This is a genomic window from Streptomyces sp. NPDC049970 (assembly GCF_040660235.1).
Classification (GTDB): domain Bacteria; phylum Actinomycetota; class Actinomycetes; order Streptomycetales; family Streptomycetaceae; genus Streptomyces.
In genome coordinates this window covers 13,570-34,448 of record NZ_JBFALP010000029.1, presented here as the reverse complement: position 1 = coordinate 34,448, position 20,879 = coordinate 13,570, and the positions used below count along the sequence as shown (strand labels likewise).

General features: G+C 70.5%; 22 protein-coding genes. 7 read left to right on the top strand and 15 right to left on the bottom strand.

Translation table 11 applies throughout. The features are described from left to right. Both mqnP and AB0I83_RS30230 read right to left on the bottom strand, forming a co-directional pair. Complete coding sequence (mqnP, locus tag AB0I83_RS30235; RefSeq protein ID WP_356535105.1) at positions 1–912, bottom strand: menaquinone biosynthesis prenyltransferase MqnP; 912 nt, start codon at positions 910–912, stop codon at positions 1–3. Next, positions 909–2,366: a menaquinone biosynthesis decarboxylase gene (locus AB0I83_RS30230; protein ID WP_363306899.1), complete on the bottom strand. Its 1,458-nt coding sequence runs from the start codon at positions 2,364–2,366 to the stop codon at positions 909–911. Before AB0I83_RS30230 ends, mqnP begins: the two co-directional genes overlap by 4 nt. 87 nt (positions 2,367–2,453) lie before the next feature. On the opposite strand from AB0I83_RS30230, the gene AB0I83_RS30225 reads away from it, so the two are divergent. Then, entirely contained in the window at positions 2,454–2,900 is a 447-nt protein-coding gene (locus tag AB0I83_RS30225; RefSeq protein WP_363306898.1) for a PLD nuclease N-terminal domain-containing protein, read from the top strand. Between the two features lie 55 nt (positions 2,901–2,955). Here the strand turns inward: AB0I83_RS30225 and AB0I83_RS30220 are convergent, their stop codons facing one another. Next, on the bottom strand, positions 2,956–3,396 hold the full coding sequence (locus AB0I83_RS30220; protein ID WP_356535102.1) for a MarR family transcriptional regulator: 441 nt from the start codon (positions 3,394–3,396) through the stop codon (positions 2,956–2,958). Positions 3,397–3,564: 168 nt separating this feature from the next. Here AB0I83_RS30220 and AB0I83_RS30215 point away from each other — a divergent pair, with 168 nt between their 5' ends. After that, complete coding sequence (locus tag AB0I83_RS30215) at positions 3,565–4,260, top strand: type 1 glutamine amidotransferase domain-containing protein (protein WP_356535101.1); 696 nt, start codon at positions 3,565–3,567, stop codon at positions 4,258–4,260. Further along, positions 4,257–5,576 carry an aldehyde dehydrogenase family protein gene (locus AB0I83_RS30210; RefSeq protein ID WP_356535100.1) on the top strand — a complete coding sequence of 440 codons (1,320 nt, stop codon included), beginning with the start codon at positions 4,257–4,259 and terminating at the stop codon, positions 5,574–5,576. Before AB0I83_RS30215 ends, AB0I83_RS30210 begins: the two co-directional genes overlap by 4 nt. A 72-nt stretch (positions 5,577–5,648) precedes the next feature. Here AB0I83_RS30210 and ccsB read toward each other — a convergent pair whose 3' ends face one another. The 7 genes from ccsB to hemL all read right to left on the bottom strand — a co-directional run bounded on the left by ccsB (position 5,649) and on the right by hemL (position 13,320). Further along, positions 5,649–6,731, bottom strand: coding sequence for a c-type cytochrome biogenesis protein CcsB (ccsB, locus tag AB0I83_RS30205; protein ID WP_363306897.1), 1,083 nt, complete (start codon positions 6,729–6,731; stop codon positions 5,649–5,651). Continuing rightward, positions 6,728–8,434 (bottom strand): cytochrome c biogenesis protein ResB, encoded by a 1,707-nt coding sequence (locus tag AB0I83_RS30200; protein ID WP_363306896.1) that lies wholly within the window; start codon positions 8,432–8,434, stop codon positions 6,728–6,730. The genes ccsB and AB0I83_RS30200 overlap by 4 nt, the downstream gene beginning before the upstream one ends. A gap of 4 nt (positions 8,435–8,438) precedes the next feature. Beyond that, positions 8,439–9,212: a cytochrome c biogenesis protein CcdA gene (locus AB0I83_RS30195; RefSeq protein WP_363306895.1), complete on the bottom strand. Its 774-nt coding sequence runs from the start codon at positions 9,210–9,212 to the stop codon at positions 8,439–8,441. After that, complete coding sequence (locus AB0I83_RS30190; protein WP_356537705.1) at positions 9,209–9,814, bottom strand: TlpA disulfide reductase family protein; 606 nt, start codon at positions 9,812–9,814, stop codon at positions 9,209–9,211. Before AB0I83_RS30190 ends, AB0I83_RS30195 begins: the two co-directional genes overlap by 4 nt. 67 nt (positions 9,815–9,881) lie before the next feature. Beyond that, positions 9,882–11,138: a hypothetical protein gene (locus AB0I83_RS30185; protein ID WP_356537704.1), complete on the bottom strand. Its 1,257-nt coding sequence runs from the start codon at positions 11,136–11,138 to the stop codon at positions 9,882–9,884. A 188-nt stretch (positions 11,139–11,326) separates the two neighbouring features. Beyond that, positions 11,327–12,016 (bottom strand): histidine phosphatase family protein, encoded by a 690-nt coding sequence (locus tag AB0I83_RS30180; RefSeq protein ID WP_356842976.1) that lies wholly within the window; start codon positions 12,014–12,016, stop codon positions 11,327–11,329. Next, positions 12,013–13,320, bottom strand: coding sequence for a glutamate-1-semialdehyde 2,1-aminomutase (gene hemL / locus AB0I83_RS30175; RefSeq protein WP_363306894.1), 1,308 nt, complete (start codon positions 13,318–13,320; stop codon positions 12,013–12,015). The genes AB0I83_RS30180 and hemL overlap by 4 nt, the downstream gene beginning before the upstream one ends. A 291-nt stretch (positions 13,321–13,611) precedes the next feature. Between hemL and AB0I83_RS30170 the strand changes: the two genes are divergently transcribed. After that, the gene (locus tag AB0I83_RS30170; protein WP_356537698.1) at positions 13,612–14,196 is read left to right on the top strand and encodes a hypothetical protein; all 585 of its coding nucleotides are present in this window, start codon (positions 13,612–13,614) and stop codon (positions 14,194–14,196) included. A 116-nt stretch (positions 14,197–14,312) separates the two neighbouring features. Here AB0I83_RS30170 and AB0I83_RS30165 read toward each other — a convergent pair whose 3' ends face one another. Beyond that, a complete protein-coding gene (locus AB0I83_RS30165) occupies positions 14,313–14,666 on the bottom strand; it encodes a hypothetical protein (RefSeq protein ID WP_356537696.1) in 354 nt (117 codons plus the stop codon). Between the two features lie 167 nt (positions 14,667–14,833). Here AB0I83_RS30165 and AB0I83_RS30160 point away from each other — a divergent pair, with 167 nt between their 5' ends. From AB0I83_RS30160 to AB0I83_RS30150, 3 genes are all read left to right on the top strand, one after another. Next, on the top strand, positions 14,834–15,187 hold the full coding sequence (locus tag AB0I83_RS30160) for an STAS domain-containing protein (RefSeq protein WP_363306893.1): 354 nt from the start codon (positions 14,834–14,836) through the stop codon (positions 15,185–15,187). A gap of 187 nt (positions 15,188–15,374) precedes the next feature. Then, positions 15,375–15,746, top strand: a complete 372-nt coding sequence (locus tag AB0I83_RS30155) for an ATP-binding protein (RefSeq protein ID WP_363306892.1) — start codon at positions 15,375–15,377, stop codon at positions 15,744–15,746. A 109-nt stretch (positions 15,747–15,855) separates the two neighbouring features. Next, a complete protein-coding gene (locus AB0I83_RS30150) occupies positions 15,856–16,230 on the top strand; it encodes an STAS domain-containing protein (protein WP_363306891.1) in 375 nt (124 codons plus the stop codon). A gap of 4 nt (positions 16,231–16,234) precedes the next feature. Here AB0I83_RS30150 and AB0I83_RS30145 read toward each other — a convergent pair whose 3' ends face one another. The 4 genes from AB0I83_RS30145 to AB0I83_RS30130 form a co-directional block, all read right to left on the bottom strand. Then, entirely contained in the window at positions 16,235–16,669 is a 435-nt protein-coding gene (locus AB0I83_RS30145; protein WP_363306890.1) for an STAS domain-containing protein, read from the bottom strand. Then, entirely contained in the window at positions 16,666–17,766 is a 1,101-nt protein-coding gene (locus AB0I83_RS30140) for a B12-binding domain-containing protein (protein WP_363306889.1), read from the bottom strand. Before AB0I83_RS30140 ends, AB0I83_RS30145 begins: the two co-directional genes overlap by 4 nt. Continuing rightward, positions 17,763–19,454, bottom strand: coding sequence for a PP2C family protein-serine/threonine phosphatase (locus tag AB0I83_RS30135; RefSeq protein ID WP_356537685.1), 1,692 nt, complete (start codon positions 19,452–19,454; stop codon positions 17,763–17,765). Before AB0I83_RS30135 ends, AB0I83_RS30140 begins: the two co-directional genes overlap by 4 nt. Positions 19,455–19,677: 223 nt before the next feature. Beyond that, entirely contained in the window at positions 19,678–20,862 is a 1,185-nt protein-coding gene (locus AB0I83_RS30130; RefSeq protein WP_363306888.1) for a PP2C family protein-serine/threonine phosphatase, read from the bottom strand. Between the last annotated feature and the right edge of the window lie 17 nt (positions 20,863–20,879).

Below are 20,879 nucleotides of genomic sequence, written 5' to 3'. Positions count from 1 at the left end.
TCACACCGTGAGACCGCGCACCAGCAGATCCAGCAGCGCGCAGGCGAACAGCGCGATCCCGATGAAGCCGTTGACCGAGAAGAAGGCCCTGTTCAGCCGGGACAGGTCGTGCGGCCGCACGACCCGGTGCTCGTACACGAAGGCGACGGCCACGATCAGCATGCCGATCCAGTAGAAGAGCTCCGCGTCGGTCGCCAGTCCGAACCACACCAGCAGCCCGGTCGTGACCACGTGGCAGACCCGCGCGCCCCACAGGGCGGCCGGGATCCCGAAGCGGGCGGGGAAGGAGAGCACTCCGTGGGCCCGGTCGGCCCGCACGTCCTGGCAGGCGAAGATCAGGTCGAAGCCGCCGATCCAGATCCCGACGGCCAGTCCCAGGATCACCGCGTCCCACGACCAGCTCCCGGTCACCGCCAGCCAGGCGCCGATCGGCCCGATGGCCTGGGCGAGACCCAGGATCGCGTGCGGGAAGTTCGTGAACCGCTTGCCGTACGGGTAGACCACCATCGGCACGACGGCGACCGGCGCCAGGGCCAGGCAGAGCGGGTTGAGCAGGGCGGCGGCGCCGAGGAAGAGGACGAGGGCCACGATCGCGCCGGTCCACGCGGACCTCACCGTGACGGCGCCGGTCACCAGCTCCCGGCCCTCGGTGCGCGGGTTCCGGGCGTCGATCTCCCGGTCGATGATCCGGTTCGCCGCCATCGCGAACGTACGCAGCCCGACCATGGCGACGGTCACGAGCAGCAGCGTCCCCCAGCGGATGTCGCCGTCCGTCCGGAACATCGCGGTCAGCGCGGCGATGTACGCGAACGGCAGCGCGAAGACGGAGTGCTCGATCATCACCAGCCGCAGGAACGCGCGGGGCCTGCTGCGCGGCTGCGGGACCGCGGCGGCCGATGCTGAAGCGCTCACAGGCCGTACTCCTTCCACCGGCGGTCGACCTTCGCCGCCGTCTGCGGGTCGGACTCGACCATCTCCGGCCAGCCCCCGTCCCGCGTGTACCCCTCCTCGGGCAGCTTGCGCGTCGCGTCGATGCCCGCCTTGCCACCCCAGAACTGCTGGTAGGAGGCGTGGTCGAGGTGGTCGACCGGACCTTCGGTGACCGTCAGGTCCCGGGCGTAGTCGGTGTTCCCGAGCGCCCGCCAGGCGACCTCGTGCAGGTCGTGGACGTCGCAGTCGGAGTCCACGACCACGATCAGCTTGGTCAGCGACATCATGTGCGCCCCCCAGATGGCGCTCATGACCTTCTGGGCGTGCTTGGGGTACTTCTTGTCGATCGAGACGATCGCGCAGTTGTGGAAGCCGCCCGCCTCGGGGAGGTGGTAGTCCACGATGTCCGGGACGATGATCTTGAGGAGTGGCAGGAAGAACCTTTCGGTCGCCCTCCCCAGCGGCCCGTCCTCGGTGGGCGGCCGGCCGACCACGATGGACTGCAGCAACGGCCGCTTCCGCATCGTCACGCAGTCGATCGTCAGCGCGGGGAAGGGTTCCTGCGGGGTGTAGAAGCCGGTGTGGTCGCCGAACGGGCCCTCGGGCAGCATCTCGCCCGGCTCCAGCCAGCCCTCGATGACGACCTCCGCCTGCGCCGGGACCTGGAGGGGCACGGTCTTGCAGTCGACCATCTCGATCCGCTTGCCCTGGACGAAGCCGGCGAAGAGGTACTCGTCGATGTCCCCGGGCAGCGGCGCCGTGGACGCGTAGGTGACGGCGGGCGGCGCGCCGAAGGCGATGGCTACGGGCAGCTTCTCGCCGCGCCGCGCGGCGACCTGGTAGTGGTTGCGGCTGTCCTTGTGGATCTGCCAGTGCATGCCGATGGTGCGCCTGTCGTGGCGCTGCAGCCGGTAGAGCCCGAGGTTGCGGATCCCCGTCTCGGGGTCCTTGGTGTGCGTGAGCCCCAGGTTGAAGAAGGAACCGCCGTCCTCGGGCCAGGTGAAGAGCGCGGGGAGCCGGTCGAGGTCCACGTCGTCGCCGGTGAGGACGACCTCCTGGACGGGTGCGCTGCCGGGCTTCACCTTCTTCGGCGGCAGGTGGGTCACCGCGCCGAGCTTCCCGAAGGCCTCGCGGACGCCGACGAACCCCTGCGGCAGCTCCGGCTTGAGCAGTCCGCCGATCTTGTCGCTGATCTCGGCGTAGGACTTCAGCCCGAGCGCCTTGAGCAGCCGCCGGTCCGTCCCGAAGACGTTCATGGCCAGGGGCATGGACGCCCCCTTGACGTTCTCGAAGAGCAGCGCGGGTCCGCCCGCCTTGTTCACCCGGTCGACGATCTCGCCGACCTCCAGATACGGGTCGACCTCGGCCTTGATGCGCTTGAGATCGCCCTCGCGCTCCAGAGCCCGGAGCAGGGAGCGAAGATCGTCGTAAGCCATGAAACCCAGTATCGGCCACCCGCTACCCTTGGCCCGTCACCGGGGGCGGGACAGCGCCTCCCCATCTCTTCTGGGGGATCCTCCACGATGCTCAGGGCCTTGATCTACATTCTGCCGCTGGCGCTGACGATCTACGCGTTCATCGACTGCCTGAACACCCCGGAGGACGAGGCGAAGCACCTGCCGAAGGTGGCCTGGGTCTTCATCATCCTGCTGTTCTGGATCGTCGGTCCGATCGTCTGGCTGGTCGCGGGGAAGACCCGCGCCACGTCCGCCGGGGGCGGTAGGCCCTCCGAGTGGCACCGCGGCAGTCGCAGCAGGTGGGTGGCGCCCGACGACAACCCGGACTTCCTCAGGTCGCTCAAGGACGAGAACAAGAAGGACGAGAGCGAGAAGGACGAGCCCGCCCTCAAGGACAAGGACGAGTCGGCGCTCAAGGACTGGGAGGCGGACCTGCGCCGCCGCGAGGAGGAGATCAGGCGCCGGGAGAGCGGCACCGGTCCCGAGGACCAGGCCCCGCCGGCCACCTCGTGAGCTCCTGACCGCCGACACGGTCCGGCCGCAGGGGCCGGCGGTCCCGTCCGGCAGGTCATGAGGACAGCAGTCGCCCCAGCCTGTCCAGCAGGGGCAGCAGCGCCGTGCGCTCCTCGGGGGTGAGCGCCTCCAGCGCGCCGTGCACCACACGCATCTCTGCGCGGATCCGGTGCGCCAACTCGGTGCCCTCCGCAGTGCGGGAGGCCACCTTGGAGCGGCGGTCGCCGGGCGCCGGGGTGCGGGTCACCAGGCCGCGGGCCTCCATGCGGCCGATCAGTCCGGTGGCGTTGGAGGCGTCGCACACCAGATGGCTGGCCAGCGCGCTCATCGGCATGGGCTCGTTCAGGGCGACCAGCGCCCGGGCCTGTGACGTGCTCAGACCGTGACGGCCGGCGACGGCGGTGAGGTCGTCGTGGTGGCCGCGGACGACCACCGCCAGGGGTTCCAGCAGTTCGTCCGGGGTAGGGACGGCGCGGGGTGCCGGTTCCGTCGTCATGGTCGGCCATCCTTCGATCGGTACGTGTGGTCCGGGGCCCGGATCCCGTTCCGCCACGCCCCGCATTCATTTGACATGCTCAACTTTAGCCGGTTACATGGAGCGTATTGCTTGAGCATATCAAGCTTCATGTTTCACGCGTCTCGCGTCTCGTAGGGAGCACCCCCCATGCCCTCCGTACTCTTCGTCCTCACTGGTGCCGACCACTGGACCCTCAACGACGGCACCACCCACCCCACCGGCTTCTGGGCCGAGGAACTCGCCGCCCCGCACCGCGTCTTCACGCAGGCGGGCTTCGACATCACCGTCGCCACCCCCGGCGGGGTCACCCCCACCGTCGACAGCGCCAGCCTCGCCGCCGACGCCAACGGCGGGCAGGAGCACGCCGACGCCGTCGCCTCCTACCTCGCCTCGATCGACGAGACCCTGCGCATCCCCGCCCGGCTGGAGGACGTCGTCCCCACGTCGTACGACATCGTCTTCTACCCCGGCGGCCACGGCCCCATGGAGGACCTGGCCGTCGACGAGGTGTCCGGCCGGCTGCTCACCGCGGCCCTGGACTCGGGCGCCCAGGTCGCCGTGCTGTGCCACGCCCCCGCCGCCCTGCTGCCCGCCCGTCGGGAGGACGGCGGCTGGCCGTTCGCCGGCTACCGCATGACCGGGTTCAGCAACGCCGAGGAGACCCAGGCGGGCTTCGCCGCCAAGGCGCCCTGGCTGCTGGAGACCCGGCTGGTCGAGCTCGGCGCCGAGTACAGCGCGGCGGACCCGTGGGCGGTGCACACGGTCCACGACCGCAACCTGCACACCGGCCAGAACCCCGCCTCGTCCGAGCAGCTCGCCCGCGAGATCCTGGAGGCCCTGTGACCGCCGCCACGCCGGAGGCCCCGGCCGACGTCGTCGCCAGGCTCCGCGCCACCTTCCGCACCGGCCGCACCAGGGACCTCGCCTGGCGCACCGGGCAACTGACACGGCTGCGCGCCCTGCTCACCGAGCGCGGCGACGAACTGGCCGACGCGCTCCGGGCCGACCTCGGCAAGAGCCGCAAGGAGGCCTACCGGACCGAGATCGACTTCACGGTCCGAGAGATCGACCACACCCTGGAACGGCTGGCGGGCTGGCTGGAGCCCGAGCCCGCCCCCGTACCGGCGGTCCTCGCGGGGGCCACCGCCCACACCGTGCAGGACCCGCTCGGGGTCGTCCTCGTCATCGCGCCGTGGAACTACCCGGTACAGCTGCTCCTCGCGCCCGTCGTGGGTGCGCTGGCCGCGGGCAACACGGTCGTCGCGAAGCCCAGCGAGCTGGCGCCGGCGACGTCCGCCGCCGTGGCCCGGCTGCTGCCGGAGTACCTCGACACGGACGCCGTCGCCGTCGTCGAGGGCGCGGTCCCGGAGACCACCGCACTGCTCGCCGAGCGCTTCGACCACATCTTCTACACCGGCAACGGCACGGTCGGCCGGATCGTGATGGCCGCCGCGGCGAAGCACCTCACCCCGGTGACGCTCGAACTGGGCGGCAAGTCGCCCGCGTTCGTCGACCGTGACACCGACCTGAAGACCGTGGCCTCACGGCTTGCTTCGGGCAAGTTCCTCAACGCGGGCCAGACGTGTGTCGCCCCCGACTACGTCCTGACCGACCCGGAGACCGCCCCCGCCCTGGCGGACGCCCTCGCGGCGGCGGTCGAGGGGCTGTTCGGGAAGGACGCCTCCACCAGCCCGGAGTACGGCCGGATCGTCAACGAGCGGCACTTCGACCGGCTGGTGGGCCTGCTGGACTCCGGGCGCACCGTGACGGGCGGCGCCCACGACCGGGACGAGAAGTACATCGCGCCGACCGTGCTGGCCGACGTCGCCCCGGACTCCCCCGTGATGCGCGAGGAGATCTTCGGCCCGGTGCTTCCGATCATCACCGTGGACGGGCTCGACGAGGCCATCGCCTTCGTCAACGACCGCGACAAGCCCCTGGCGCTCTACGCGTTCACCCAGGACGCGTCCGTACGGGAGCGGCTGCTGTCCGAGACCTCGTCCGGCGGCGTGGGCATGGGCCTGCCGCTGGCCCATCTGACCGTGTCCGACCTGCCCTTCGGCGGGGTCGGCGAGAGCGGCATGGGCAACTACCACGGCCGCTACTCCCTGGAGACGTTCAGCCACCGCAAGGCGGTCCTGGACACTCCGCTCGGCTGAGACCCACGCGTACGGCGAAGGGCGCGACCGCGGAACCGCGGTCGCGCCCTTCGCCGTGTACCGCCCGTGCCGTCAGACTCCCGCGTAGGAGTGCTTGCCGGTGACGAAGATGTTCACGCCGTAGTAGTTGAAGAGCCAGCAACCGAACGCGATCAGCGCCAGGTAGGCCGCCTTCCGCCCCTTCCAGCCGGCGGTCGCGCGGGCGTGCAGGTAACAGGCGTACGCGACCCAGGTGATGAAGGACCAGACCTCCTTGGGGTCCCAGCCCCAGTAGCGGCCCCAGGCGTCGCCCGCCCAGATCGCGCCCGCGATGATCGTGAACGTCCACAGCGGGAAGACGGCTGCGTTGATGCGGTACGCGAACGTGTCCAGGGTCTTCGCCGCAGGGAGCCGGTCGAGCACGGACGAGGCGAACCGGCCGGGCGTCCCGCCGTTCGCGATCTTGTTCTCGTAGCTGTCGCGGAACAGGTAGAGCAGCGTCCCGACCGCACCGAGGTAGAAGACGGCACCGCAGATGATGGCGGTGGAGACGTGGATCCACAGCCAGTACGAGTGCAGAGCCGGCACGAGCTGGTCACTGTCGGTGTAGAGCGTCGTCGTCGCGATGCCGAGGTCCAGCAGGACCGTGGTCACCAGCAGCAGGCCGATCCAGCGGACGTTCTTCCGCAGCGCCAGCAGGGTGAGGTACGCGCCGACGGCCACCGTGGAGAAGGTGATCGAGAACTCGTACATGTTGCCCCAGGGGGCGCGCTGCACCGACATGGCGCGGGCGACGACCCCTCCGGCCTGCACGGCGAAGGCGACGACGGTCAGCGAGACCGCGATCCGCCCCCACAGGTCGCCCTTGAAGGTGCCGCCCGCGGCGCCGGGCCCGTCCGGTACGTCCCGGGACCCGGCGGCCGAACGGGTCACGACCTTGGGGCGGTCCAGCACCGCGGTGTTGCCGCCCTGCTGCGCGACCCGCACCTTCACGGCCGAATCGGCGGTCGCCGGCCCGCTCAGCGCGGCGGCGGTGCGGCCCACCTTGCTGCGGCTGCCGAACACCCACTCCGCGATGTGCGCGAAGAAGGCCAGGGTGTAGACGGCCATCGACGAATAGATCAGCACATTGCTGGTGTGCGCCAGATTCTCGTTGGTTGCGGCGGCGAGATTCACTTCTCAGCCCCTTCGGGGGTTTCTGCGGCAGATGGTCCGGAAGGTCGTCCGGGATCGGGGTCGGGGTCGGGCGCGGTGGGCGCCACGGTGTGGAGCGCGACCGCGAGGTCGGCCAGCTCCTCGGGAAGCTTCGCGGACTCGCTGCGGCCCAGGCCCGCCATCTCGACGACGGTGACGCCGTCGGCCCCGCGCACGGCGCGCACCCACACCCGGCGGCGCTGGATGAAGAGCGATCCCGCGAGACCGAGGACGGCCCCGACCGCGCCGGTCAGCGCCCAGCCGCTGGCGGGCTGGCGCGAGATCTGGAAGCTGGCCCATTCGTCGACGCCCTCGAAGGTGATCGAGCCCGCGCCGTCGGGCAGCTTCATGGTCTCGCCGGGACGAAGCCGCTTCTTGAGCTTGTCCCCGTTGCTGTCCTTGAACTCCTTCATCTTGGACGTGTCGAGCTGGTAGACGTTCTGCAGCAGGCCGGAGTCGACACCGAGGCTGCCGTAGAAGCCGTTGAGCGCGAGGACCGGGTAGTCGGCACCGGGGTACTGCGAGAACATCGTGCCCTTGCCGTCACCGGCGAACGTCGGGACGAAGAAGGCCTGGAAACCGAGCTGCTCCTTCTTGCCGCCGGCGTCCCGGTAGCCGTCCATCACCTTGATCGCACCGGTCGAGGTGACGTTGTTGTCGATGGGCAGCAGGGGCACCGGGCTGCGGTAGACCTCCTTGCCCCTGCCGTCCTTGACGGAGATCACCGGGGCGTAGCCGTGCGCGTTGAGGTAGACCTTCGTACCGTCGACGACGAGCGGCTTGTTGACCTCGATGACCTTCTTCCTCGGGGCGCCGTCCGCGCCCTCGGAGTAGGTCACCCGGGCTTCGTAGGTCCTGGGCGTACCGCGCTGCGGACCGCTGCGCTCGTACGTGCCGACGAAGTCGTCCAGGTCGAAGCTGAAGGGTGCCAGGTCGTCGTTGTCGAAGAGCGAGCCCGACTTGAAGTCGTCGTACTGCGTGATCGTGTTGGCGAAGCCGTCGCCCTCGACGACCAGCTTGCCGCCCTCGGACTTGAAGAGCTGCCCGCCGGCGAACGCGACCAGCATGACGATCAGCGCGATGTGGAAGAGCAGGTTGCCGGTCTCCCGGAGGTACCCCTTCTCCGCCGCCACCGCGTCGCCCACGGTGTGCGAGCGGAAGCGCCGCTTGCGCAGGATCCCGAGCGCGGCCTCGCGGACGTGCTCGGGGTCCGCGTCCGTGCGCCAGGTCGTGTAGGCGGGCAGCCTGGTCAGCTTCCTGGGGGCGCCCGGCGGGCGGCCGCGCAGCTGGCCGACGAACTGGCCGGTGCGCGGGACGATGCAGCCGATCAGCGAGACGAACAGCAGGATGTAGATCGCGGAGAACCACACGGAGCTGTAGACGTCGAAGAACTGCAGCTTCTCGTAGACCGGGCTGACCGTGGTGTGGGCCTCCTTGAAGGTCTGCACCTTCATTTCGTCCACGCTGTTCTGCGGGATCAGCGACCCGGGTACGGCCCCGAGCGACAGCAGGAAGAGCAGGATCAGGGCGACCCGCATCGAGGTGAGCTGCCGCCAGAACCAGCGGGCCCAGCCGATGACGCCCATCGAGGGCAGGGAGGCCGCGGACTCCTCGCGCGGGGCGGTGGAGAGCTGCGCTCCCGCCTCGCCGAGGTCGCGCTCGTCCGTGGTGTGCGTGTTGCTCATGGACTCAGATCCCCACAGTGAAGCCGTTGGACCAGACCTGCATCTCCTGGATGAGCACGTCCCACGCGCCCGTCAGCAGGAGCAGTCCGGTCGCGATCATCATGCCGCCGCCGATGCGCATGACCCATGCGTAGTGGCGCTTGACCCAGCCGAACGCGCCGAGTGCCCGGCGGAAGGCGACCGCCGCCAGGACGAAGGGGACACCGAGTCCGAGACAGTACGCCAGGGACAGGATCGCCCCGCGGCCCGCGGTCGCCTGTGTGAACGCGAGCGTGTTGACGGAGGCGAGCGTCGGGCCGAGGCAGGGCGTCCAGCCGATCCCGAAGAGCGCACCGAGCAGCGGTGCCCCCACGAGCCCGGTCACCGGTCGCCTGTGGATGCGGAACTCACGCTGCGTCATCCAGGGCATGAGCCCCATGAAGAAGATCCCCATGAGGATCATCAGGATGCCGAGGACCTTGGAGAGCGTCCCGCTGTACTCCTGGAGCGTCTGGCCGAAGAAGCCGAAGAGGGCGCCGCCGGACACGAACACGACGGTGAAGCCGAGGACGAAGAGCGAGGCGCCGGCGACGGTCCTGCTCCGCCGGCTCTCGGCCAGATCACTGCCGCTGACCCCGGTGACGTAACTGAGGTAGCCGGGCACGAGGGGCAGGACGCAGGGTGAGAAGAACGAGACGAGGCCGCCGAGCAGGGCGATGGGCAACGCCACCACGAGGGCCCCGGTGAGGACCGTCTCGTTTCCGCCGGTGGCCGCGGCAAGCCCGAGCACCGGGGTCACTTCTCCGCGACCAGCGGGTCGATCATCTCGCGCAGCTTCGTGGCGTCGAGCGCGGCGAGCGAACGGGCGGCGAGCTTCCCCTGCCGGTCGATGACCACGGTCGACGGGATGGCCTGCGGGTTGAGCGTGCCCTTCGGGAAGCGCAGGAGCAGCTTCCCGCTCGGGTCGTAGAGGCTCGGGTAGGTGACCCCGAAGTCCTCTTCGAAGCTGACCGCGAGGGACTTCTGGGGGTCCCGGGTGTTGACGCCGACGAACTGGACGCCCTGGTTCCCGGTCTCCTTCGCCACCTTCACGAAGTGCTTGGCCTCGGCCCGGCAGGGGCTGCACCACGATCCCCAGAAGTTCAGGACGACGACCTTGCCCCTGTAGTCGGCGACGTCGAGGGACTTGCCGTCCAGGGTCGCCCCTTCGAGCGCGGGCGCGGCCGTGCGCTCGCCCTTGGCGACGGTGGAGATTCCGCCACTGCCGGTGACGAAGTTCGTGTTGCCGCCGCCGCCCGCCTTGGTGCCGTCACCACTGCACGCGGACAGTGTCAGCGCGCCTGCCACAGCGGTGGCGGCGAGCAGGGTGAAGCGGCGTCGGGACGCGCGGCCAGAGGTCATGTGAAAAGTTTCGCATGGCAGTTCCGGGGATCTTGCGCACCCCCCTCGGTGCCCGTAAAGCCCCTTGTCAAGCCTGTTTAAAGAAGGTGTTCCAGCCTCCGTCGGGCGCCTTGCCGACCTGGAGCGTACGCAGCTTCGCGAGCACCGCGGGGTCCTGTACGTCGAGCCAGTCGGCGAACTGCCGGAAGGAGACGAGGCGCACATCCGGCTTGTCCGCGATGTGTTTGAGCGCCGCCTCGACGGCGTCCATATAGATGCCGCCGTTCCACTCCTCGAAGTGGTTGCCGATGTAGAAGGGCGCGCGATTCGTCTCGTAGGCGCGGTCGAATCCGGCGATGTACGCCTCGGTGGCCTGGGTCCGCCAGCCCGGATAGCGCGAGGGCATGCCGTTGGTCGAATTCTTCGACTGGTTGGCGAGGATGTTGTAGTCCATGGAGAGGACCTCGAAGCTGTGGCCCGGGAACGGAATTCCCTGGAGCGGTAGGTCCCACACGCCCTGGCGCTTCTCGGGCCACATCTGGCTGCCGCCGGGCGAGCTCGCGTCGTAGCGCCAGCCCAGCTGCTTCGCGGTCGGGAGCAGGTTGTCCTGGCCCAGCAGACAGGGCGTGCGGCCCCCGACCAGTTCCTTGCGGTAGTCGAAGGGCAGTGGGTCGAGGTCCTGCCAGCCGGTGTTCGTCCGCCATTCGGTGACGAAGGAGACGGCCTGGTCGATCTCACTGCGCCATTGCTCGGGGGACCAGTCGCCGACGGATCCGGAACCGCCGCAGAAGTGCCCGTTGAAATGGGTGCCGATCTCGTGCCCGTCGAGCCAGGCCTGGCGGACGTACTTCAGCGTCTGCCTGACGTGGTCGTCGGTGAGATAGCCGATGTCGGAGGCGCCCCTGGGGTTGTTGGGCGGGCGGTAGAGGGACTTCTTCGACTCGGGCAGCACATAGAGCCCGGAGAGGAAGAAGGTCATCGCCGCGTCGTGCTGCTCGGCGAGTTCGAGGAAGCGCGGGAAGAGCCCGTTGCCGACCTCGCCCGCCCCGTCCCAGGAAAAGATCACGAACTGCGGCGGCGTCTGACCCGGCTCCAGAGGGACCGGCGCGGCGGGCTGATTCGGCTGCTTTCCGGTGTCCGCCGTGGAACCGTCACCGATCAGCCTGACGTGTTTCTCGGGGGAGCCTCCGCCATTCCCGTGCGTCCCCTTGGCACCTTTGCCGCCCTTCTCCGGTCCGGTCGGGCCGCTGTCCGACGACCCGAGGGAGCCGCAGCCGGTCATCGAGAGTGCGGCTGCGGCTCCGAGTCCGGCCCCGAGAAGGCCCCTTCGGTTGATTTCACGCATAGCGTCCCCATCTGCGGTCGTATTACCTCAAGGCCATACAAACTGGCGATGGCTTAGATGAGGAAACCAACACGACGGTTCCGCCGATAATCACAAAAGTTATTACGTGAAGAGACCCTTACGGATGCTGCACACGATGGCCGGAACAGGGCCGCGCGACAGGCTCGGCGCGCGGCTACGGAACCGCCTCAGGCCCCGAACGCCTTGGACTGCCCCTTGGCCGGCTTCGCACCCGCGAGCAGATGCGAAGGGACCAGGTCCCGGGCCGGCTCGGTGTACCCGACGGAGACGATCTTGTCGCCCTGGTACGTGAAACTCGTCAGCGACGCCAGGGTGCACTCCCGCTTGCGCGGGTCGTGCCACAGCCTGCGCCGCTCCACGAAGCTCCGCACGATCCAGATCGGCAGCTGGTGGCTGACGCAGACGGCCTCGTGCCCGCGCGCGGCGTCGCGCGCCGCGTCCAGGGCGCCCATCATCCGCACGACCTGCTCGACGTACGGCTCGCCCCAGGAGGGCTTGAAAGGGTTGGTCAGGTGCTTCCAGTTGTCGGGCTTGCGCAGCGCACCGTCGCCGACCCCGAAGGTCTTGCCCTCGAAGACGTTGGCGGCCTCGATGAGCCGCCCGTCGGTGGCGAGATCCACACTGTGCGACTTGGCGATCGGCGTGGCCGTCTCCTGGGCGCGCTCCAGCGGGGAGGCCACGACATAGGTGACGTCCCGCTTCTCCAGGTGCTCCGCGACCCGGTCGGCCATCCGCCGGCCCAGGTCGGACAGGCTGTAGCCGGGGCGGCGCCCGTAGAGCACGCCCTCCGGGTTGTGCACCTCACCGTGGCGCATCAGGTGGACGACAGTGATGTCCTTGTCCGTGTACTCGCTCATGCCGTGGCCTCCGAGGCTGCGCGGGCGGCGGCGGGCAGGGCTGCGGCGATCCGCTCCACGGCCCGCGCGTCGTGTGCGGTCGAGACGAACCAGGACTCGAACGCGGACGGCGGCAGGTACACACCCTGCTCCAGCATCGAGTGGAAGAACGCCGTGAAGCGGAAGGCCTCCTGCTTCTTCGCGCCCTCGTAGTCGCGGACGGGCTCGTCGGTGAAGAAGACGGAGAACATGTTGCTCGCCGCCGACACCGTGTGCGCGACACCCTCCTTGGTGAACGCCTCGCCGACCAGGGAGCGCAGCTCGGCGGAGACGGCGTCGACCTTCGCGTACGCCGCGTCGTCGAGCAGCCGGAGCTGGGCGAGACCCGCCGCCGTGGCGATCGGGTTCCCGGAGAGGGTGCCCGCCTGGTAGACGGGGCCGGCGGGCGCCAGGTGCGCCATCACGTCGGCACGGCCGCCGAACGCCGCGGCGGGGAAGCCGCCGCCCATGACCTTGCCGAAGGTCATCAGGTCGGGCCGCACCCCGTCGACGCCGTACCAGCCGGCCTTCGAGGTACGGAACCCCGTCATCACCTCGTCGGAGACGAACAGCGCGCCGTCGGCCGCGCAGATCTCCTTCAGCCCGGCGTTGAAGCCGTCCAGCGGCGGCACGACGCCCATGTTGCCCGGCGACGCCTCGGTGATCACACAGGCGATCTCGCCCGGCTGCGCGGCGAACGCCGCGCGCACGGCGTCCAGGTCGTTGTACGGCAGCACGATCGTGTCGCCCGCCTGCGCCCCCGTCACCCCGGGCGTGTCAGGGAGGCCGAAGGTGGCGACACCCGAGCCGGCGGCGGCCAGCAGCGCGTCGACATGGCCGTGGTAGCACCCGGCGAACTTCACGACCTTGGCGCGCCCGGTGAATCCGCGGGCGAGCCGGATCGCGGACATGGTCGCCTCGGTGCCGGACGACACGAGCCGCACCTGCTCGACGGGCTCGACACGGGCCACGATCTCCTCGGCGAGCGCGACCTCGCCCTCGCCGGGCGTACCGAACGAGGTACCCCGGGCCACCGCCTCCTGGACGGCGGCGATGACCTGGGGGTGCGCGTGGCCGAGGATCATCGGCCCCCACGAGCACACGAGGTCGACGTACTCGCGGCCGTCGGCGTCGGTGAGGTACGGACCCGTACCGGACACCATGAACCGGGGCGTACCGCCCACGGCGCGGAAGGCGCGCACGGGAGAGTTCACGCCGCCGGGTGTCACGAGGGACGCGCGGTCGAAAAGCGTCTGCGAAACTGGGGCTTCGTATGAATACGCCACTTTGGTCCTGATCTGCGATTCGAGGGTTCGGGGACCGGCCGGATCTTCCCGGCCGCCGGTGAGCGGGGAGCACGCTCTCCCCGTATGAGGCTCGTACAACGAAAGGGCGTCAGTCTCCTCGCGTCTGCGAAACTGGTGCGTCATGGGGGAAGCTCACACATGCATGGTGTCAGAGGCGTGCACGGTCTTGCGGACAGGTGTTTCACCGCACGCCCGTGGGGGAGGTCACTGACGATGATCGGGTTGCGCGGCGGGGCTGTGTCTCCTAAGAAGTAGTCGGGTGGATGAGATATGCATCGCGGTGGCGGAGTGGGCGAAGGGACCGACGACCATGGGCCCGAGCCTGCCCGGCGAGGGCGGCACCGGCGCGAGGCCGAGCGCCGACGGGACGCCCAGGCGGGTGGCCCCGATGGTCCGGGGAGCAGGAGTGGTGGACGGGTGGGGGTGACCTACAAGTACTTCGGCGCCCCGGACGGGGCCACCGCAGCACGTGTGCCCATCTCCATGCGCCCCGAGGAACTGGGCGGCGACGAACTGGGCATGGGCGGCATGTTCAGCAAGATCAAGCCGGAGACCGTGGCGGCCATGGTCCTCACCGGCATACAGGGCATACCCCTGAACAAGGTCCCCCCGCTGGAACTGGTCGTGCTCCATCCCGACTACGCGGTGGTCAAGCTCCCGATGACGGTGGTCGACCCGCTGCGTGACGTCGGCGAGGAGTCCGTCGGCGCGGCGGCCTTCATCTGGTCCACCGTCCCGGACCGCGGCGGACCGCGCGACGCGTTCAACGTCTACCAACTGCTCCACGAGTGGCAGGACTTCTCGCACCGGCTGCACGACGCGGGTCACCAGGCGTACTGCCTGGTGTGGCCCTGACCGGGACCACACCGCCCCGGTGAGCCGACCGCCGGATCCGCGCACGCCCCCGTGCAGCCGTCGGGCGCCCGGGGCCCCGACCGCCGACGGCCCGTGGTGACCGAAAGCCCCCGGGGTCAGTGGTAGCTGAAGTCACCCACGGTCCAGGCGTCCACGTCCTCGATCGCGACGCGGTACATCCCGCCCGTCTCAGGGATACCCACCGTGCCCTGAAGGATGCGGGCGACGTGGAAGTGCAGATGGGTCGGCGGCCCTTCCCGGCCCGCTCGGTCGGTGAAGACTCCGGAGAACTCGCCCAGGCGGGCCGAGTCCGTCAGGACCTCGGAGACACGCCGGCTCCACACCGCTTCGGGAGCAAGCCGGCCGGTGATGACGGCTCCGCCGGTCACCACCGTCAGGGACATCTGGTTGCTGCGCCCGGACTCCACCATTGCGGCGATCTCGACGAGCAGCTCGTCAGGCTTCGACATGGGAGCGGATTCTATGCACCTGCCTCACGGCGCGCCCGCCCGGGACGCCCTTGCCCGGGCCGGCGTCTTCCGGTCGGCCCCACGGACCCGGCGCGGCGCGGTCCGGGCGGGAGACCGTCGTGGAGGGGGGCCGGGGCCGTCGCCCGGCGATGTAGGAGGATGTGGCCATGACGGGAGATGATCTGCGGGTGGTCGTCGAGACCGCACCCGACGGGGCCGTACTGGTCCGGGTCCGGGGCAGTCTGGACGAGTGGTCGGGTTCCAGGGAGTTGGCAGCCGCGCTGGCCGGTGCGGCCGGGGCAGGCGGGCGCCGCACGGTGGTGGACCTCTCCGGGGTCGGGTTCGCCGACTCGGCGGGGCTGCACGCCCTGCTGGGGGGCCTGAGGCAGCACGGCGAGGCCGGCATACCCCTGGTACTGGCCGGACCGATGACAGCCGCCGTCCGACGGCTCTTCGAGGTGACGGGCACGCTCGACGCGTTCCGGGTCGCGGACTGCGTGGACTCGGCATTCACGTGCTGACCGCCCGCGCCCTCCGCGGGTCGGGCGCGAGCGGATGGTGTGACCTCGGGTCCTCCGGGCAGGCGGAGAGTGCATGAACGGGGAACAGGAAAGGCCAGCGAACGGCATGAACCCGGAAAGCGGACCGGGAGACGCCGTCAGTAGCGCTGGACCACGGGAACCCGCCACGCCGGGCGACGACCCCTTGGTGCCCCGGAACGCGGCGTCCGCGCGCGCGACCGTGACACACCTCCTGGCGTCCCGGATCCACGGACCGGCCGGGCAGGGCCTGGCGGAGGTCGTCATCGCCGACGCCCTCCTGGTGACCTCCGAACTGGTGACCAACGCCTTCCGGCACGGCGGTGGGCTCACCGGCTTCACGGCCGAACTCACCGACGAGGGACTTCTGCTCGCCGTGGCGGACGCCAGCCCCGACGCGCCCGTCACCTCCCCCCACCCGCCGCGCACGGCCCATGTCGGAGGCTACGGCTGGCCGTTGGTGTGCCGTCTCGCCAAGCGGGTCTCCATCACGTTCCACCCGGGCGGCAAGCGGATCATCGCCCTGGTGGCGCTCCCCTGACGGAGCCGCGCGAAGCGGCCCCACCGGCCTCCCGCCCGTACCGGACCGCGGGCACCGGAAACCCCCTGCCCTGTCGGTCCCGCCCGTCCCTCTCGGCATACTCGGCGGCATGTCCAGCGCACCCCCGCCGCTTCCTCCCCGCCCCGGCTCCGTACCCCCACGGGCACCGGTGGCAGCCGAGTTCGAGAGCGACGGCTGCTGGGTCATCCAGGCGCGCGGAGACCTGGACAGCGACACCGTCGACCCGCTGTTCATCGCCATGTGGGAAGCAGCCGCCGGCTACGACGTCGTCGTACTGGACGCCGGGGCCGTCACCTTCGCTGACTCCTCGTTCCTGAGCCTGCTCATCCAGGTGCACCAGCAGACGCGGCTGCGCATCGCCGCTCCGGGAACCGCCCTGCGGCGCCTGCTCGGCACGGCGGGCGTCGACCGTCTCCTGGCGCACTACAGCACCCTGGAAGAGGCCCTGGCCGCTCCCCGCTGAAGCGTCAGCCCGAGGGCGTACGGGGAGTACGGGACGGGCCCGTGAACATCGCGGGACCGGTGGGGCGCGCGCCCTCGTCCGCCTGCGCCTGTTCGGGTTGTTCGTCCGCCGCGGTCGTCTCGAAGAGGTGCCGGGTGCCCGTGACGGCGAGGATCCGCTCGAGGAACGGCGGCGGGGAGTCCAGATGGAGCCGTACGCCGCGCGCGGTGGTGCTCCGGTGTATCTGGAGCAGGGTCGAGACCCCCATGGAATCGCAGAGCCGCAGCTCGGCGCAGTCCAGGTGCAGGACGTCCGGGCTCTGCTCGTCGAGACAGGCCTGCGCACGGGCGGCGAGCTCACCACTGGTGTCGTAGTCCAGGTCACCGCCTATGCGCAGGCGCACGGTGCGTGGCCCGGCCTCGACGGCCACCGTGAGAAGCGGGTTCGGCAGGACTGTCATGCGGTGGCTCCGGAGATGTGACCGGCAGACGCCGGGGTGGCGTCCAGCACGAGACGGGCGTGGTCGAGCAGCCGGACGCAGCGGGGGAAGTCCTGGAGTTCGGCCGCGAGAACGTCCAAGGCGGGGCTGAGCGACCTGGCCGGGACGTCACGGGCGCTGAGGATGCCCGCAGTCCACTCCAGGAACGTCGTGAACAGCTCGTCGTCGTCGGTGTAGAGGCCGACCGCGAGGTGGTCCACGATGTGGGCGATGTCCTCGGCCGTGTGCTCCCTCTGCTGGGCCGTGTAGGCGCCCATCGCCGGGAAGCGCTTCTCCAGCTGGGTCAGGACCTCACGGACCAGCTGCCCCTGGCTGCGGGCGACGTAGGTGTACTCCTGGTCGGCCAGGTGGGGCAGGTCGTCCACCTGGGTGCGGCCGACCGCCAGGTCCGGGGTGGGGATCCCGTCCGCGAGGAGTCCTGCGGCCGTGCGCGCGTCCGGGGCCCAGGCGTTGGCGCCCAGCAGTCGCGCGTAGCGCCCGTCGGGCCCGAAGGCCGCGCCGCCGGCCAGGACCGGCACACCGATGGCCTGGCAGGCGGTGATCGCCGCGTGCGCGGTGGGCAGCCGGGTGGGCAGGGACGAGGAGAGCGCCACGATCTCCGCGCCGCTGCTGTGCAGATGCGCGATGAGGTGCGGGGTGGGGACCTGGGCACCCAGGAAGTCGACCCGCCAGCCGCGCAGCGAGAGGACCTCCGCGAGCAGCCGGGCAGGCAGCACGTGCCATTCCTTGTCGACGCAGGCCACCGTGACCTTGCCCAGCCGTGGCTTCACCCGGGTCGACGGATGGTGGGCGAGGGCCGCGACGACCCGTTCGGCTATCGCGCTGGCGGCGTGCTCCTCCGCGACGGTGAGGCGGTTCGCCGCCCACTCGGCACCCACCTTCCTCTGGACCGGCGCGATGACGTCCAGGAGCGCGGACTCGGCGTCCATCCCGCCGTCCATGGCCTCGAAGACGATTCCGGCGGCGGCGTGTTCGTCCCGGTCCGTCACCGCGTCCCACAGCTGCTCCCGCAGCATCCGGAGGCCGTGGGTACCGGTGGTGATGACAGGTGCGCTCATGCCGTGTACCTGCCCCGCGTGTGCCCGTTCACCGCGCTCAGGTGTGTGGTGCGAGGAGCGGTGATGGCCACCAGGGCCATGTCGTCGTGCCTGCCGTCGCGCAGCCACTGGGACGCGAGCATCTGGATCCGCTCCACCACGGCCGCGCCGGGCAGGCCCGCGCACCCGGACAGGGCCCGCATGAGACGTTCCTCACCGAAGAGCTCGTCACCCATCGGACCGCCGCGGGCCTCGGTGACCCCGTCGGTGTAGAGCAGGCAGGTCTCGCCCGGCTGCAGACTGACCTCGACCGTGCTGGCCTCGACGTGCGGCAGGGCCCCGACCAGGGTCCCGTGCGTGGCGATCTCCTCGATCGCGCCGTTGTTGCGCACCACCAGCGGGGCCGGGTGGCCCGCCGAGGTGAGACGCAGCCGCACGTGGTTGTCCGTACGCAGGACCGAGGCGAGGACCAGGGTGGCGAAGCGGGTGTGATGCGAGTTCAGCAGGGCTCCGTTCAGGAGCTGCAGCATCTTCCCGTGGTCCTCCGCCATCGGCGTCAGGGCCTGCACCGTGTTGCGGATCTTGCCGGTGAGCACGGCCGCGTCCAGGCCCTTGCCGCAGACATCGCCGAGGACGACCAGCGACGGGTCCGAGTCCGTGCTGCCGGGGTGGACGTCGTAGAAGTCACCGCCCACCCGCTCCCGCACCCCGGCCGGCTGGTAGCCGCCCGCGAACTCGACGCCGTTCACCCGCTGGAGCTCGGGGGGCAGCAGGTCCCGCATCAGGGTCCGGGTGATGTCGGTCTGTTCCGCGTACAGGCGTGCGGCCGAGAGCGCGGCTCCGGCACGGGCGGCGAACTGCCGGGCGAAGAGCTCCTCGCTCTCGCTGAACTCGGCCCGCCCGTTGACGCGCAGCAGGATCAGCGCACCGGCGGGCACCCCGTGACCGGGCAGCGGGGTGACGGCGACCGACCCGATCGGACCGGTGAAGCCTTCGGGAAGCATCCACGCGGGCAGGGCCGCAGGGTCGATCCACCGGGAGGGCACGGGCGGGAAGCCCTGGAGCGCCTCGCTCAGTCCCGGCACCACGGAGGGGTCGTCCGCCACCAGGGCGCGGGTGGCGTCCTGGCCGGCCACGGCGTGCGCCACGGGCATCGTGCGTCCGGAGGACGGTGTGACGACGACCGCCGCGTCGGCCAGGTAATGGGCCGCGAGACGCGCGGTCGCCAGCATGCACCGCTCGCTGTTCAGAGAGGCCATCAGCACGTTGGAGGCCTCGGCGAGGAACGTGGCCCGCTCGCGCTCCGTGGAGAGCGCCGCCTCGGCCAGCCGCTGGACGGTGTCGTCGACCAGCCACCACGCGACCTGGCCGTCCCCGCCCAGCGAGGGGTGGGCCTCGAAGCTGTGGTCCCCGATGTGACCCCGGACACAGGCGGGTACCACCGCGTCTCCGCCGCGGTTCGCCACCGAGCCGGCTGCCACCAGATCCGAGTGCGCCTCCGCGAGCCAGGAGGGTGCGGCGTCCGCCATGACGGCTCCCGGCACCGCACCGTTCATCAGGGACGCGGCGACCGCGTTCACTTCGACGACGGTGCCGGCCCGGTCGGCGACGATCACGGGATAGGGGGCAGTGCCCCATACACCGCTCGCGGGCTGCTCGTAAGACTGCTCGTAAGCGATCGTGGCGGAACTTTCCTTCGGAGGAGCCATGAGGGGGGACCCGCCGAGGGCGAGCCGCACCACCTTCCAACTGGACGAAAATTACTTTCCCTTCGGCAACCATCGCCCAGAGGGGCGCCGAATAGCAACCCGCCATCAGGTCCCGGCTCCCCCGAAGGTCCTGACCGGCACCTGCCGACGGTCGGTTTCGAAACCTTCACGGCGCGCGCACGAGTCCCGCCCGGACGCCGGGCGCCAGGAGCCGGCGGCCGGCTCAGGCGGCCGACGACGGGCGGCCGTGCCAGTCCAGGCACACCACCAACGAGTCGTCCGCGGCGGGCCCCGGGCCGCGATGCCCCAGCAGCCTCTCCAGCAGTGCGCGCGGCACCTGCGCCGCGGGCAGCAGGCGGGTCTCGTGGATCGCCCTCACGAGGGCGTGCAGGCTGTACTTCTCCCCCGAAGGCGACAGGGCGTCATAGACGCCGTCACTCACGAAGAACAGCCGGTCCCCGGGCTCGACGGTGAGACGCTGCGGTGTGTAGACCGTGTCCTCGAACATCCCCAGCGGCATCTGGGCCTCCAGCCCGACCGGCTCTACGACCCCCCTGCGCAGCCGCCAGATACGCGGCGACCCCGCGTCGATGATCTCCACCTCACCGGTGGGCAGGTGGAACCGGAGCAGCAGCGTGGCCAGGAAGCTGCCCCCCTGGTACTGGCCGTAGAGCGCCTGGTCGGCCAGGTACGCCTGGTCGGTGAGGCTCAGCCCGGCACGGCGCGCGTTGCGCAGGGCGTTGACCGCGAGATTGGTGAGCAGCGCGGCCTCGATGCCCTCGCCCATCCCGTTGTTGACCGTCAGGACGAGATCGTCCGCGGACGCCGACCAGTCGAAGTTGTCACCGTGGATGGCGTAGGCGGGCTCCAGTTGGGCTCCGATGCTGTACTCGGGACGGGCGCACGACCGGCCGGGCAGCAGCTGCCACTGCATCTCGGCCGCGAGGGTCAGCCGCTCGGCCCGCCGGGCCTGGAGGAAGACGTCGGTGTCCCGCTCCGCGACGACGATCTCGTGCGCCAGCGCGTCCGCGCACGACCGGAGGTCGTCCACCACGGTCGCGTCCGGGCCGCTGCCGTCGTCGGACAGTGTGACGCTCAGCACGCCCGTCCGGTCGCCACGGACGCTGACCGGCAGGTACACGGTCGCGGTGGACGTGCCGGGGTCGCGCACGGTGTGCGGCTCCTGTGCACCGAAGGCCCGGCCCGGGTCGCTGTCGTGGACCGGCACCGACCGGCGGGTGTGAGGCAGGACACCGACGGGCTGGAGCTGCGTCATCGCGTAGTCGGCGACCAGCAGTTCCACCTGCGAGGCACCGTAGAGGCTCCTGATCAGGGCCTGGAACTCACCGAGAACCTGGTGCGGGGCCGCCTCGCGGAGTACCCGCTCGACGCCGTTGGGTCTGTCCACCTTGTACCCGGCCCTGC